The sequence below is a fragment of the Microvirga terricola genome (assembly GCF_011777495.1).
GTDB lineage: Bacteria > Pseudomonadota > Alphaproteobacteria > Rhizobiales > Beijerinckiaceae > Microvirga > Microvirga terricola.
The window spans coordinates 485,086-497,221 of the sequence record NZ_JAATJS010000001.1; the positions used below are offsets into that span (position 1 = coordinate 485,086).

Consider the following 12,136-nt stretch of genomic DNA (forward strand, 5'->3'; position numbering starts at 1 on the left):
GATGCGGCGGGCCGCGGTAACCTTTAATTCACGTTGCTTAGCGAAAGCTTTCGATGCCGCGCCAACGCTACGCTAGAACAATCCCGCCCATGAAATCGCCAACGAGCGGGATGTTCAAGCGTCATGCCCAAGGCCCTCACTGCACATTTGGACGAGGACGACATGTTCGACCTCGCGGAGGAGCGGTCCCTGCCGCGCCGCCGCAAGCCCGTGCCGTGGCTGCGGATGGCTTTCCTGTCTTCGCTCGCGATTGCCGCTCTCGCCTATTTTGCCCGTGAAGACGAGCCCGATGAGTCAGGTGCCCCAAAGGGCCTCACGCCCTCCGTGCTGATCGCGCCGGCCCCGGTCTGGAAGCCGATCCCCGCCTCCCCTGCCCTCTACGCCCTCGACAAGTCGCTTGGCCCCGCAACAGCTGAAGCGCGCCAGCACACCAGCGGCGGGCGCGAGGATACGCTGACCCTCGGCACCTTCGGCGAAGCCCGTCATGCCCGCATCGCGCTCATACAGGGCTTTTCCGAACCGGCGCGGAGTTTCTTCGTCGACCTCGCACGCCGCGCCGCAGAGGCAGGCCTCTCGGTCGCGCGCAACACGCAGAGCCGGATGGTGGCGACGAAATTCGGCCCGGTCGAAACCGCTGCCGTCACGCTCGTCGGCGCAACCGAACAAAGCTGCCAGGCTTTCCGGTTCGCGGATGCGTCGAACAACTTCGGCTTCCATGGCTGGCTTTGCGGAGCAGCGGCCCCGACCGCGGATGACGTGCAGCTTGCCTGCTTCGTCGACCGAATCACGCTGACGAACGGCGATTATTCGACGCTTAAGGCGCTGTTCGCGCGCGCGGAACGCAGCCGCCTGGAGGTCTGCTCGCCCGCGGCGAAAACCGCCTCCATCGGCGTCAAGAACCGACCGTAATCGCCACCCGGTGCATCACATTGCAGCCGTAGCCGTTCGGGTTCCAGTTGGGAGCCCGGAAGGGCTGCGCGCGGCCATCGATGTCGGTCGCCCGCGCAGCAATTTCGTAGTAACCCCCGGCCGGCAGGAGAAGCGTGGCGCTCCAACGCACCCAGTCGTAGCGGTTGCGCGGCGGCTGCAGCGCCGCCGGAACCCAGGTGGCCCCGCCATCAATGGACAGATCGACCCTCCCCACCACCGAATCGCCCGCCCAGGCCGCGCCGCGAACTGCGATGGCCTCCGTACCCACCGGATAGGCGGTACCGTCGACCGGAAACGAAATGATGCTGCGCACCGGCATCGATTCCAGCACGCGGAGTTCGACGCCATCCGTCGCCGCGCCCGGCGGGATCGGATACACCGGCACACGGTAGGACAGGCCCGTCATGCCAGAGCCGTCGTGCTCCCGGTCGCGGATCCAGATGCGCTTCAGCCATTTCTGACTAAGCGACCCGGGCCAGCCGGGCACAATCAGGCGCAAGGGGCCGCCATGAGAGAACGGCAGCGGCTCGCCATTCATGGCCCAGGCCAAAAGCGTGTGTTCCTCAAGTGCCTTGGCGATGGGCACGCCGCGCGAGATCGCGGGGCGATCCGGATCGCCTGAAGAATCGGGATCGGCCCCGTAATGGGCAGTAAACAGCGCCGTTTCTTTCAGACCGGCGCGGTGCAGCACATCGGCGAGCGACACGCCGGTCCATTCGGCACAGCCGACACCACCGTGGCCCCAAGGGTTCCCCGCCGCGGGCGGCGTAAAGAACGCACGGCCGTTGCCGCCGCATTCCAGCACCATGCGAAAGGTCTTTTGCGCAAAATGGCCTTTCAGATCCGCGAGCGTGACGAGGAGCGAGCGCTCCACCTCGCCGTCGATCATGAGGCTCCACGCATCCGGCTCCGTCGTGATCTCCGGCAGCAGGCCGTTGTTGCGGATGAAGAACTTTGAGATGGGCGTCGTCTCATCGTCCAGAAGGTCCACGGGCGTCTCGGCCACCAGCGGCGTTTCGCTCAAGATGATCAGGCGGTCCTTGTCGGGAAGGCGTTTGTCATCCTCGGGCCGGTCCATCATCCCACCATCCTCAAGTGCCACTCCATGGGTCGTCGATGTCGGAACAAATTATACGGCGACGCCTTATCTTAACAATGCGCCCTCATTTAAGCGGCGCCGCGGCGGAGGATGACAGCGCACGAATGCTGGAGGACTCGACATGCGCCGCTTTGCTGTGTTGGCCTTAGGTACACTGGCCGCGACCACGGCCCTTTCCATTGCCGCCGAAGCTCAAACCCGCCGTGAGCGTCCCTTGGTGCTCAGGGTCACGCCGCGGTCTTATCTCGATCCCGGCACGATGGTGCTCCCCGATTCCATCAATCCCGGCATCAGCGGCTACGGGCAGACGCAGTCCCTTCTACTGATGCCACCTTATACGCAGCAGCGCGAAACTCTCGGTGGTCTGGGCGTTCTGCCCGATCCCATCACCAATGGCCCCTTTGTCGGCGCGCGCAACCCGTTCGCCCCATAGATTTCACCGGATCGCTCCGGTGAGATCCTCAAGCCAGGAGGATATGATGAGGAAGGGAATTCCGCTTGCCGCGGCCCTGATTGTCTTCGCATCGAGCGCGATGGCGCAGACATCGACGCTCTCAATGACATGCGAGGAGGCGGCCGGCATGGTGTCCTCAGAGGGCGCGGCGGTGCTCAGCACCGGGCCCAATACCTATGACCGCTATGTGAGCAGCCAGAATTCCTGCCAGCTCGACCAAGTTCTGGAGCCCGCCTGGGTGCCGACATCGAATACGGCGCAATGCCCGGTGGGTTATCGCTGCCGGTCGCCCGGCTACTAGTCCGACAAAAAAGCCCCGGAGAATCTCCGGGGCATTTTTTTACGAGAGAGCGTTCAGCTCCTTGACGATAGCATCGCCTAGCTCCTGGGTGCCGACCGCATTCGTGCCGGAAGGCGCGATGTCCTTCGTGCGGGTGCCGGAGGCGAGCACGTTGGCAATCGCCTTGTCCAGAAGGTCCGCTTCATTGAGCAGATCGAAGGAATAGCGCAGCGCCATGCCGAACGAGCCGATCATGGCGAGCGGGTTGGCAAGGCCCTTGCCCGCGATGTCGGGCGCGGAGCCGTGCACCGGCTCGTAGAGCGCCTTGCGGCTGCCCGTCACTGGGTCGACCGCGCCGAGCGAGGCGGACGGCAGCATGCCGAGCGAACCGGTGAGCATTGCGGCGATGTCGGAGAGAATGTCGCCAAAAAGGTTGTCGGTGACGATCACGTCGAACTGCTTGGGGTTCTTGACGAGCTGCATGGCGCAGTTGTCGGCAAGCACATGCTCGAGCTGCACATCGGCGAATTCCGCCTTGTGAATCTTCGTCACGACCTGACGCCACAGAACGCCGGTTTTCATGACGTTGCTCTTCTCGGCCGACGAGACCTTGTTGCGGCGCTTCTTCGCGAGGTCGAAGGCGACGCGGGTGATGCGCTCGATTTCACCGGTCGTATAGAGCTGCGTGTCGACGGCGCGCTGCGAGCCGTCTTCCAGCGTCACGAGCTCCTTCGGCTCGCCGAAATAGACGCCGCCGGTCAGCTCGCGCACGATCATGATGTCGAGCCCTTCCACCACCTCGCGCTTCAGCGAAGAAGCATCGGCCAGCGCCGGATAGCAGATGGCGGGGCGAAGATTGGCGAAGAGGCCGAGATCCTTGCGCAGGCGCAGCAGGCCCGCTTCGGGACGGACCGCGTAAGGCACGTTGTCCCATTTCGGGCCGCCGACCGCGCCGAACAGCACAGCATCCGCGGCTTGCGCGCGCTTCATGGCGTCTTCAGTGATCGACACCTTGTGCGCATCATAGGCCGAGCCGCCCACGAGGTCGGTTTCGGTCTCGAAACCGATGCCGCGGGCGCGGAACCAGCTCACAAGCTTCTCGACCTCGCGCATCACTTCCGGGCCGATGCCGTCGCCGGGGAGAAGGAGAAGCTTGTGCGTTGCCATGATCGATCCCTGATCGCTGAAGCGTCGGCTTTGCGCTCGGCGCGAAGTGAAATGGAAAGGCCGGCCCCGGGGGCCGGCCAGGACGGGGAGGGTTTAGGCGCGGGACATAAGCTTGGCAAGCATTTGTCGCGCGCGCTCGTGTCCTCCGTTAGACGAAGGGGTCTCGGAACTTTGGCGGCCTAAATCACGAAGAAATCGGCATAGGTCATCTTGAGGCCCTTCTTGAGCTGGGCGATCTCCACCGCCTTGCCGGCTCCGCTGCCGTCGGCATCGTAGTAAAGGACCCCGGTCTTCTTGCTGTAGATCAGGTAGTCGTTACCATCCTTGGCCTTGTCGCCGATGGTGAAGAAGGCCTTGTTCAGCTCGCCCGGCTTGGCCAGCGTGCCCTTGCCGAGCTTGGTGAAGGCGGCATTGTCGAGCCAGATCGTGTCGTCCTTCACGTTGAAGTCGGTGATCGTGTCAAAGTTGGTCTTCTTGTTCGGCTTGGTGTCGAACACGAAGATATCCTTGGCCGCTCCACCCGTCAGCGTGTCGTTGCCGAGCCCGCCCCTGATGACGTTGGCCGCGCCGTTGCCGACGATGACGTTGCCGAAGGTATTGCCGGTGAGCTGGATCGCGCCCGCGCCGCCCGCGGTAAGGTTCTCGAGATTGGCGCCGAGCGTGTAAGAGATGCTCGCGATCACCGTGTCCGTGCCTTGGCTGGCGAGTTCGACCACGGTGTCGGTCGTATCGATGATGTAGGTGTCGTTGCCGAGGCCGCCGATCAGCTGGTCTGCGCCCTCGCCGCCGTCGAGCGTATCGTTGCCGGCCAAGCCGGAGAGAAGGTTGCCTATGCCGTCGCCGGTGAACTTGTCCGCATAGGCGGTGCCGCGCAGCGCCTCGACGTTGATATAGCGATCCGCGCCGGTCGTGTTGGCGGCATCCGCCGGATTCGCCATGTTCGCGACAACGCCGACGCCGAGATCGCGAAAGACCACCGTGTCGAATCCGGAGCCGCCATCGAGCCGATCGTCGTGCGCGCCGCCGTTCAGAATATCGTCACCGCCTCCGCCTTCGAGCGTATCTTTACCATCGCCACCGGACAGCTCGTTCGCAACCCCGTTGCCAATCAATTTGTCATCGCCGGTTGTAACCACCTTGATGTTTTCAACGCTGACGATGGTCTTGATGCCAAACGGCGTGACCTGCGGGCCGGTCAGATTAAGGTCGATCGTGATTGCGGTGGAGCTGGGTAGGTCCACGACCGAGAAGACAATCGTATCCTGTCCCCCGCCACCGTTGAGATAGTCGTTGCCAATACCGAGATCGAACGTTTCAGCGGATGCGCCACCATAGGCTCGGTCGTTGCCCCGACCAAGAATGACCTCGCCTGTCACGACGCCGGCGCCGCCATAATAAACGTCATTGCCATCGTCGAGGATGATTCTGCCCTCGATCCGACCCGTGTTGTTGACGATATCATCCGCTTTGCCGCCAAAGATCGCGGAGCCGTCGAAATCAGCCCCGCGTTGAAGACATTGAGCGCGACGCTCGAGGCAATGGCGCCGCCCGTTCCGGTCGAGACGATGCGGCCGTAATTGTTGATTATGAGAGCCCCATCCGTCCAGCCGTACAATTCGATAGTCGAGACCATGCTTGAGCTCGAGGACAATTCCCCCATCGCCCCGACATTGATCTGGGTACGGGCACCATTGACTTGAATGGCACCGAGTTGGGTCAGAACCTTGCCCTCGATGTTCAGTTTCGTGTCCGTGCCGGTAATGTTTACGCCGTACCAGGCAGTGCTGTTCACCACGATCCTGCCGGTTTCCTCGAGCCACAGGGTATCGCCCACCGCCATCTCGAGACCATTCCTATCGGTGACGTTGATCGAGTTGTCATGGTTGATAACGTGATTGGTCGGGATCGCTTTTCTCCCGGACATCGCGCTGATTCTGATTCGCAGCGCGATCCTCTACAGCCTTTGTATAGCAAAAACGAGATAACGTTTCGCAACCTACCGGATCGACATCGATCCTGCTCGCATTTCTCAGTTTTAGCTTAGCCGGGTCGTAGGAAAGCGAGGTGCGTTGGGGCACGAAGCCCCGCCATCACGCCGGTCGGCGGGTGAAGGCGAGAGCGATCCCGAAGGCGATCATCATCGACCCCGAAATGCGGTTGAACCACGTCAGCACCGCGCCTGTGCGCGCGAGCGCGCCAAGACGCCACCCAATGACCGCGTAGAAAATCACCGCGATCACTTCGAGACCCAAGAAGGTCACGCCCATCACCGCAAAGCTCGCGCCATAGGCGTTGAGATCGAGAAATTGTGGGAAGAAGGCGGTGAAGACCAGGATCGCCTTCGGATTGCCGATGGCGGTCCAGAACTCTTGGGCCATGAGAGCCGAAAGGGACCGCTGCGGGGATGTTTCTTTCGTCTCGATTGCGCCAGCTTTGGCGCTTCGGAGGATTTTGAACCCAAGCCAGACGAGATAGGCGGCCCCGACCCATTTCACGACCGTGAAGGCTAGTTCCGATGCGGCCAGAACCGCGCCAAGGCCGATGGCGGTCAGCAGGATCATCAGCGCGAAGGCCACGAGCCGGCCGAGCGCTGCCACGGTCGCAATCCGCACGCCGCTGCGCATGCCGTAGGTCAGTGACAGAAGGTTATTGGGGCCGAAGGCGAGGTTGATCGCAAAGCAGGCCGGGGCGAAAAGGAGAAAGGTGTTCCAGGACATATCCACTCCATACCTGACTTCGGTCGGGCTCCCTCCAGGAACCTGGCAGATTAGGCGGTTCTCCCTTCGCATTGTTTCATGCGGACTCGCCACGCCATAGCACAAGGCACAAACATCAGGGGTAATGCGAGGCCGCCCATGCCCGCCGCAAGGGTCGCGCGATAGATAAGATCAAGATCATACGTCTCGAAATTTGCAAATATCTCTTTCCTCCCCGGCAGTTCCTGTACCCCGGTCGCGATATAGACCATGTAGATCGCGAAAGGTGCGAAGAAGCTGGGTCCGAAGAGAGAAGCAAACCATTGGGAGGAAGTATTCAGCCTCTCCTTAAGGTCCCAGCCGGGGCCGGGATCGCGCCACAGGACGACGATCGAGAGGACGGTCGCCGGGATTGTGAATGCCAGGAGTATCACAGACGCCAAATAAGCAATTCCAAAAGCACCCGTCACGACGCTTATTCGTGCCTCAAATCCAGCATGCTTCAAATCGGCGGGAAGTCGCTCCAAAGCGGGGATGTAAGGCGAGAGCAGATTTACGACCGCGTCTTGAAATGACGCTATGGCCAGAAGCCACGACGTGTGACTCCGCTCCGCCATGGCTCGAGCCACAAGGACGAGTTCTGTACAGACAAGGACGGTACCGGAAAGAAGAAGAAAGCTGATAAGGAAAGCACGACGTTTGAGGTACTTTTGAAGGATAGATGGACTTTCCGCTGAGAAAGCAACGGGGCCACCCAGGACGGGAAGGGCAAGAACAAGAACGAGGAAACCGCCCAATAATACAAACGTTAGCGTTGGCCAATGAAGGCCAATCAGCATCGGCAGAAACGGTAGGGCCCCCCAAATCAACAACGCCGCAATTTGGACCGACGACCGCAGCATGATGGACGCAGGCCTATGTCGATCGATGTCCATTCCTATCTCCCGCCGAATTGGGTGCGATAGGATATACCATTATTCTATTTCGGAGCAGAACCTGTCTTGAGAGGTTAGGACATCACGCCCGCCGCAGCGCTTCCAGCACCTTGCCGCCGGGCCGTCCGCGCGGCTCGAGGCCGATGCGGCGTTCTACGTCCTTGATGGCTTCGCGGGTCTTCTGGCCGATCTTGCCGTCCGGCTCACCGACATCGTAGCCGCGCGCGCTCAAAAGTTGCTGCAATTCCCGGCGCTGGGCGCGGGAGAGCGGCGGATCGTCGGTGGGCCAGGCGGTGCGGATTCCAGGCCGGCCCTTCATGCGGTCGCCGAGAAGCGCGATGGCGAGGCCATAGGACTCGGCGGCGTTGTAGGAATAGACCGCGTCGAAGTTCTTGGTGACCACGAAGGCCGGGCCATCGACGCCCGCCGGAATGATGATGCCGGCGGCGTAGTTGCCCGAAAGCGGACGCCCGTCGATGCGCGTGACGCCCATCGCCGCCCAGGAGGCGAGCGGACGCTTGTTCTTGCGCCCGGCAAGACTTGCGTTGAAATTGGCCGGCAGGCGGACCTCATAGCCCCACGGCAGGCCGTTCTCCCAGCCCGCTTTTTTCAGGAAATTGGCGGTCGAGGCCACCGCATCCGGCACGGAGGCCATGATATCGCGACGCCCGTCGCCGTCGCCATCGACGGCGAGACGCTGGAAAGTGGAGGGCATGAACTGGGTGTGGCCAAAGGCCCCCGCCCATGAGCCGCGCAGGTTCGCGGGATCGATATCCCCGTCCTGCACGATCTTGAGCGTCGCCATCAGCTCGCCGGTAAAGTATTCGCGGCGGCGCTGGGCGTAGCAGGCCAACGTCGAGAGCGACTGAACGAGCGGCCGCCCGCCAATATCCTTGCCGAAGTTGGATTCGACGCCCCAGACGCCGGCGATCACATGGCGGTCGACGCCGAAGCGTGTTTCCGCGGAGGCAAGGGCCTGCGCCCAGCGGCCCATGGCGGCCTTGCCGTCCTGCACGCGCTCATCGTCGACGAGGGCCGCGAGATAGTCCCAGATCGGCGTCTTGAACTCAGGCTGGTTGTCCATGAGGTCAAGGATCGGCATGTCCGGCGCGATATTCCGGGTCGCCAGATCAAAGGCCTGACCGGAGACACCCTTGGCAGCCGCTTGGGCACGCAGAGAGGACAGGCACGAGCGGAAATCGGCCTGGGCCCATGCCGGCGTCGCGGCAGCAAGCCCGGCAAGAGCAAAAATCGCGGGGGCAATGAGACGAATCATGCCCCCGAGTGTGCAGTGAATTTGGTTAATATAAGGAAACTTGGCCGGAATCCCCGTCCCCTCCCCCTCGTGACCAGGGTCGGCGCCCTTTTCACTAGCCGCTTAATCGGAACTGGCTTCGGGCTCTGGAAGATCGGTCTGAATGAAGCGGTCACTGACGTGAATGTCGGTGGTTTCGAGACGGCCCGGACCGAGATTCGTGAATTTGTGCGGAATTCCGGCTGGACCGAAGACGATCTGCCCTGCCTCGCACTCGAAGCGCTGGTCACCCACGGTGAAGAGAGCCCGCCCCTGACGAATGATGAAGAGCTCGTCATACGGATGGACGTGCCATCGCGGTCCCGCGCCGACCTCATCGGTGGCATAAAAAAGGACGGTCACACCGGTGCCAAGACGATACCCCTCGATCCGGCCCTTCCAGAGGTCCGCGTGGGACGCCCAGTCGGCGCGATCGAGGACCTGAGGCTTACCTTGCGCCATTGGCGATCCAGCTGGGTGATCTCTACGAGAAGAGCGAGACACTCTTCGGAAGCAAGATGGCCAGGACTAATCCCCGGATCAAGTCCAGGGACGGCCATGACAGCTTGCCTTAAGCCCAGGCGCGCTCGGACAGCTTCTTCTCGTAGGAGTCGATGGCGGCGCCCTTTTCCATGGTCAGGCCGATGCCGTCGAGGCCGTTGAGCATGCAGTGCTTCTTGAACGGGTCGATGTCGAACTTGATTGTGCCGCCATCGGGGCCGCGGATTTCCTGGTTTTCGAGATCGATGGTCAAGGTCGCATTCGCGCCGCGGTCGGCGTCGTCGTACAGCTTTTCCAGATCTTCCGGCGAGACCTTGATCGGCAGAATGCCGTTCTGGAAGCAGTTGTTGTAAAAGATGTCGGCGAAGCTCGTGGAGATGACGCAGCGGATGCCGAAATCGAGCAGCGCCCACGGGGCGTGCTCACGCGAGGAGCCGCAGCCGAAATTGTCGCCCGCCACCAGAATCTTGGCATTCTTGTAAGCTGGCTGGTTCAGGACGAAATCCGGGTTCTCCAAGCCATCCTCACGGTAGCGCATCTCGGAGAAAAGGCCCTTGCCAAGCCCTGTGCGCTTGATCGTCTTCAGGTACTGCTTGGGGATGATCATATCGGTGTCGATATTGATGATCCGCAGCGGCGCCGCGACGCTCTCCAACACAGTGAACTTATCCATGGTCTTGTCATCCTCAAGCGGCATCAGCCCGCCTTTGGGATGCCTCTTATCAAAGCCTGACGCAGACGCCTAGGCCAATCCTCGTCGCGGGTCGCGCGCCGCTTCTCCCCTAAGGTTAAGCCGGCTCAATCAGGCCGTTCGCCTCGTTTCTCTCTGGAAGGCGGCCACCTCTATTGTGAAGAAATGTTATTACGTATAGTAATAACCTATTCACTGATAGGAATCCGCCATGCCCTCTCCCACAATTGACGAGGAATTCAATTTCACGGTCCCGGAAATGTATTCCGGCGCGACACCTTACATTATCGGCATCATCAGCAAGGCCGGCGACCCTGCAGACGCAGACTATGCTGTCCAAGGCGGCGTCAACAGCCCCTTCAAGATCGTCTTTGAAGACGGCCTGTACAAGCTCGCCCTGAAGGCCGACAGCACTCTGAATTACGAGGCAATCCCCGATCACCTCCTGAACGTGGTCGTCGTCATCAATCACTCCGAAGGGCCGGATTATCGCCCCGTCGTCGTGAACGTGACCGATGTCAACGAAGCGCCGATCCTCACCATCCCCTTGAGCCCGACGTCACGGGTCCTGGACGGCGCACCCATCTCTCCATTCGATATCGCGACGATTGCTGATGAAGACATCGGCGACGAAATTACGCTGACCGTCGAGCTCTCCGACAAGGCTCTGGGGGCATTCCACCCGTCGGCGGGCGGAACTTACGATCCCGAAACCGGTATCTTCACCTTCATCGGGACGGCGGAGGCCGCGCAGGCGGCGTTCCAGGCGCTTCAATTCAAAGCGCGGGAGCGCGCCGTCGAGGCCGGATCGGTCGAAACCATCAGCTTTACGGTCACCGTCCAGGACAAGGGTGGCCTGAAGGGCACCCAGACCTACAGCTACGTGTCGGAGACCCAAAATCGCGCGCCGGACACGCTCACGCTGTCGAACACCGTCATCAACGAGAGCGCCACGGCCGGCACGGTGGGGTCGTTGCAGGCCCACGACTCCAACGGCGATGTGCTGACCTATACGCTCGTGAACGCATCCGGCACCGAGGAGGTCACGGACGCGTTCTTTGAGATCGCGAGCGAGGAAGTGAATGGCACGCTCGTTTATCGGATCGTGTCCAAGGGCTCGACCCTCGTGCCGAAGACGACCGACCACGACATCTTCATCAAGGTCACCGACGGCCATGGCGGCGAGAAGATCGAGAAGTTCACGATCACCATCAAGAACGTGAACGCCGCGCCGACCGATATCAGCCTCGATAAGATGTCGGTCAAGGAACTCTCTGCCAACAACACGGTGGTTGGCGTGCTGTCGGCCACCGATGGCGATGAGGGCGAGAGCGCAACCTACAAGCTCCTGGACAATCCGGGTGGACGCTTCGCCGTGCAGGGCAACAAGATCGTCGTCGCCGACGGCACGAAGCTCGACTACGAGCAGAACACGTCGCACAAGATCAAGGTTCAGGTGACCGATAGCGGCAACGCAACGTTCGTGAAGGAATGCACAATCAACGTCGAGGATGTTTCGCCCGAACGCGCTCGGGGAACTTCCGGCGCGGACAAGTTCGTCGGCGGGGGCGGCAATGACACGTTCTTCGGCGGGCTTGGCAACGACACGCTGACCGGCGGTAAGGGCAAGGACGTTTTCGTGTTCGACACCAAGCCGAACAAGAAGACGAACTTCGACACGATCACCGACTTCAACGTGAAGGACGACAGCATCTATCTCGACAATGCGGTGTTCAAGAAGCTCGGCAAGGGCACGCTCTCGAAGCCAGGCAAGCTGAACAAGGACTTCTTCACCATCGGCAAGGCGAAGGATAAGGACGACTACCTGATCTACAACAAGAAGACGGGCGTTCTTTCTTACGACGCCGATGGCAACGGCGCCGGTAAGGCGGTTGAGATCGCCAAACTCTCGACAAAGCTGAAGATGACCGCTGCCGACTTCCTGATCATCTGACGTCTGGGACCGATCCTCTTTGACGCCCCCGGTCCATCGTGGCCGGGGCCTTTTTTGTGCGCGTTCAGTATTTGCGACTGCCCTACATCGAACGATCCGTCCGAATATACAGTAGTTGATTTGTTAAATCATAAC

General features: G+C 61.2%; 14 protein-coding genes. 4 read left to right on the plus strand and 10 right to left on the minus strand.

Translation table 11 applies throughout. The features are described from left to right. The first annotated feature begins 123 nt into the window (after positions 1-123). Complete coding sequence (locus HB375_RS02310; RefSeq protein WP_167671329.1) at positions 124-909, plus strand: hypothetical protein; 786 nt, start codon at positions 124-126, stop codon at positions 907-909. On the opposite strand, the gene HB375_RS02315 is transcribed toward HB375_RS02310, so the two are convergent. Then, positions 893-2,011, minus strand: a complete 1,119-nt coding sequence (locus tag HB375_RS02315; protein WP_167671330.1) for a sulfite oxidase — start codon at positions 2,009-2,011, stop codon at positions 893-895. The two genes, HB375_RS02310 and HB375_RS02315, sit on opposite strands and share 17 nt — an antisense overlap. A 139-nt stretch (positions 2,012-2,150) precedes the next feature. Here HB375_RS02315 and HB375_RS02320 point away from each other — a divergent pair, with 139 nt between their 5' ends. Beyond that, positions 2,151-2,462 carry a hypothetical protein gene (locus HB375_RS02320; protein WP_167671331.1) on the plus strand — a complete coding sequence of 104 codons (312 nt, stop codon included), beginning with the start codon at positions 2,151-2,153 and terminating at the stop codon, positions 2,460-2,462. Positions 2,463-2,465: 3 nt separating this feature from the next. On the opposite strand, the gene HB375_RS02325 is transcribed toward HB375_RS02320, so the two are convergent. After that, positions 2,466-2,612, minus strand: coding sequence for a hypothetical protein (locus HB375_RS02325; protein ID WP_167671332.1), 147 nt, complete (start codon positions 2,610-2,612; stop codon positions 2,466-2,468). Between HB375_RS02325 and HB375_RS02330 the strand changes: the two genes are divergently transcribed. Further along, on the plus strand, positions 2,611-2,784 hold the full coding sequence (locus tag HB375_RS02330) for a hypothetical protein (RefSeq protein WP_167671333.1): 174 nt from the start codon (positions 2,611-2,613) through the stop codon (positions 2,782-2,784). The two genes, HB375_RS02325 and HB375_RS02330, sit on opposite strands and share 2 nt — an antisense overlap. A gap of 39 nt (positions 2,785-2,823) precedes the next feature. Here the strand turns inward: HB375_RS02330 and leuB are convergent, their stop codons facing one another. From leuB to leuD, 8 genes are all read right to left on the minus strand, one after another. Continuing rightward, complete coding sequence (gene leuB, locus HB375_RS02335) at positions 2,824-3,930, minus strand: 3-isopropylmalate dehydrogenase (protein WP_167671334.1); 1,107 nt, start codon at positions 3,928-3,930, stop codon at positions 2,824-2,826. Between the two features lie 179 nt (positions 3,931-4,109). Beyond that, positions 4,110-5,306 carry a calcium-binding protein gene (locus HB375_RS18460; protein ID WP_167671335.1) on the minus strand — a complete coding sequence of 399 codons (1,197 nt, stop codon included), beginning with the start codon at positions 5,304-5,306 and terminating at the stop codon, positions 4,110-4,112. Next, positions 5,303-5,854: a hypothetical protein gene (locus HB375_RS02345; RefSeq protein WP_167671336.1), complete on the minus strand. Its 552-nt coding sequence runs from the start codon at positions 5,852-5,854 to the stop codon at positions 5,303-5,305. Before HB375_RS02345 ends, HB375_RS18460 begins: the two co-directional genes overlap by 4 nt. 166 nt (positions 5,855-6,020) lie before the next feature. Continuing rightward, positions 6,021-6,647 carry a LysE family translocator gene (locus HB375_RS02350; protein WP_167671337.1) on the minus strand — a complete coding sequence of 209 codons (627 nt, stop codon included), beginning with the start codon at positions 6,645-6,647 and terminating at the stop codon, positions 6,021-6,023. 50 nt (positions 6,648-6,697) lie between these two features. Beyond that, positions 6,698-7,561, minus strand: coding sequence for a hypothetical protein (locus HB375_RS02355; RefSeq protein ID WP_167671338.1), 864 nt, complete (start codon positions 7,559-7,561; stop codon positions 6,698-6,700). Between the two features lie 82 nt (positions 7,562-7,643). After that, positions 7,644-8,837: a lytic murein transglycosylase gene (locus HB375_RS02360; protein WP_167671339.1), complete on the minus strand. Its 1,194-nt coding sequence runs from the start codon at positions 8,835-8,837 to the stop codon at positions 7,644-7,646. A 102-nt stretch (positions 8,838-8,939) separates the two neighbouring features. Next, positions 8,940-9,317 carry a cupin domain-containing protein gene (locus tag HB375_RS02365; protein WP_167671340.1) on the minus strand — a complete coding sequence of 126 codons (378 nt, stop codon included), beginning with the start codon at positions 9,315-9,317 and terminating at the stop codon, positions 8,940-8,942. Positions 9,318-9,426: 109 nt separating this feature from the next. Next, positions 9,427-10,029, minus strand: coding sequence for a 3-isopropylmalate dehydratase small subunit (leuD, locus tag HB375_RS02370; protein ID WP_167671341.1), 603 nt, complete (start codon positions 10,027-10,029; stop codon positions 9,427-9,429). A 229-nt stretch (positions 10,030-10,258) separates the two neighbouring features. On the opposite strand from leuD, the gene HB375_RS17930 reads away from it, so the two are divergent. Beyond that, positions 10,259-12,001 carry a cadherin domain-containing protein gene (locus HB375_RS17930; RefSeq protein WP_205800013.1) on the plus strand — a complete coding sequence of 581 codons (1,743 nt, stop codon included), beginning with the start codon at positions 10,259-10,261 and terminating at the stop codon, positions 11,999-12,001. Positions 12,002-12,136 lie beyond the last annotated feature (135 nt).

Bases quoted from the DNA above. Each gene is read 5' to 3' on its own strand.
- HB375_RS02310 (WP_167671329.1), top strand. From the start codon at position 124: ATGCCCAAGGCCCTCACTGCACATTTGGACGAGGACGACATGTTCGAC.
- HB375_RS02315 (WP_167671330.1), bottom strand. From the start codon at position 2,011: ATGATGGACCGGCCCGAGGATGACAAACGCCTTCCCGACAAGGACCGC.
- HB375_RS02320 (WP_167671331.1), top strand. From the start codon at position 2,151: ATGCGCCGCTTTGCTGTGTTGGCCTTAGGTACACTGGCCGCGACCACG.
- HB375_RS02330 (WP_167671333.1), top strand. From the start codon at position 2,611: ATGGTGTCCTCAGAGGGCGCGGCGGTGCTCAGCACCGGGCCCAATACC.
- HB375_RS02325 (WP_167671332.1), bottom strand. From the start codon at position 2,612: ATGCCGGCCGCCTCCTCGCATGTCATTGAGAGCGTCGATGTCTGCGCC.
- leuB (WP_167671334.1), bottom strand. From the start codon at position 3,930: ATGGCAACGCACAAGCTTCTCCTTCTCCCCGGCGACGGCATCGGCCCG.
- HB375_RS02345 (WP_167671336.1), bottom strand. From the start codon at position 5,854: ATGTCCGGGAGAAAAGCGATCCCGACCAATCACGTTATCAACCATGAC.
- HB375_RS02350 (WP_167671337.1), bottom strand. From the start codon at position 6,647: ATGTCCTGGAACACCTTTCTCCTTTTCGCCCCGGCCTGCTTTGCGATC.
- HB375_RS02355 (WP_167671338.1), bottom strand. From the start codon at position 7,561: ATGGACATCGATCGACATAGGCCTGCGTCCATCATGCTGCGGTCGTCG.
- HB375_RS02360 (WP_167671339.1), bottom strand. From the start codon at position 8,837: ATGATTCGTCTCATTGCCCCCGCGATTTTTGCTCTTGCCGGGCTTGCT.
- HB375_RS02365 (WP_167671340.1), bottom strand. From the start codon at position 9,317: ATGGCGCAAGGTAAGCCTCAGGTCCTCGATCGCGCCGACTGGGCGTCC.
- leuD (WP_167671341.1), bottom strand. From the start codon at position 10,029: ATGGATAAGTTCACTGTGTTGGAGAGCGTCGCGGCGCCGCTGCGGATC.
- HB375_RS17930 (WP_205800013.1), top strand. From the start codon at position 10,259: ATGCCCTCTCCCACAATTGACGAGGAATTCAATTTCACGGTCCCGGAA.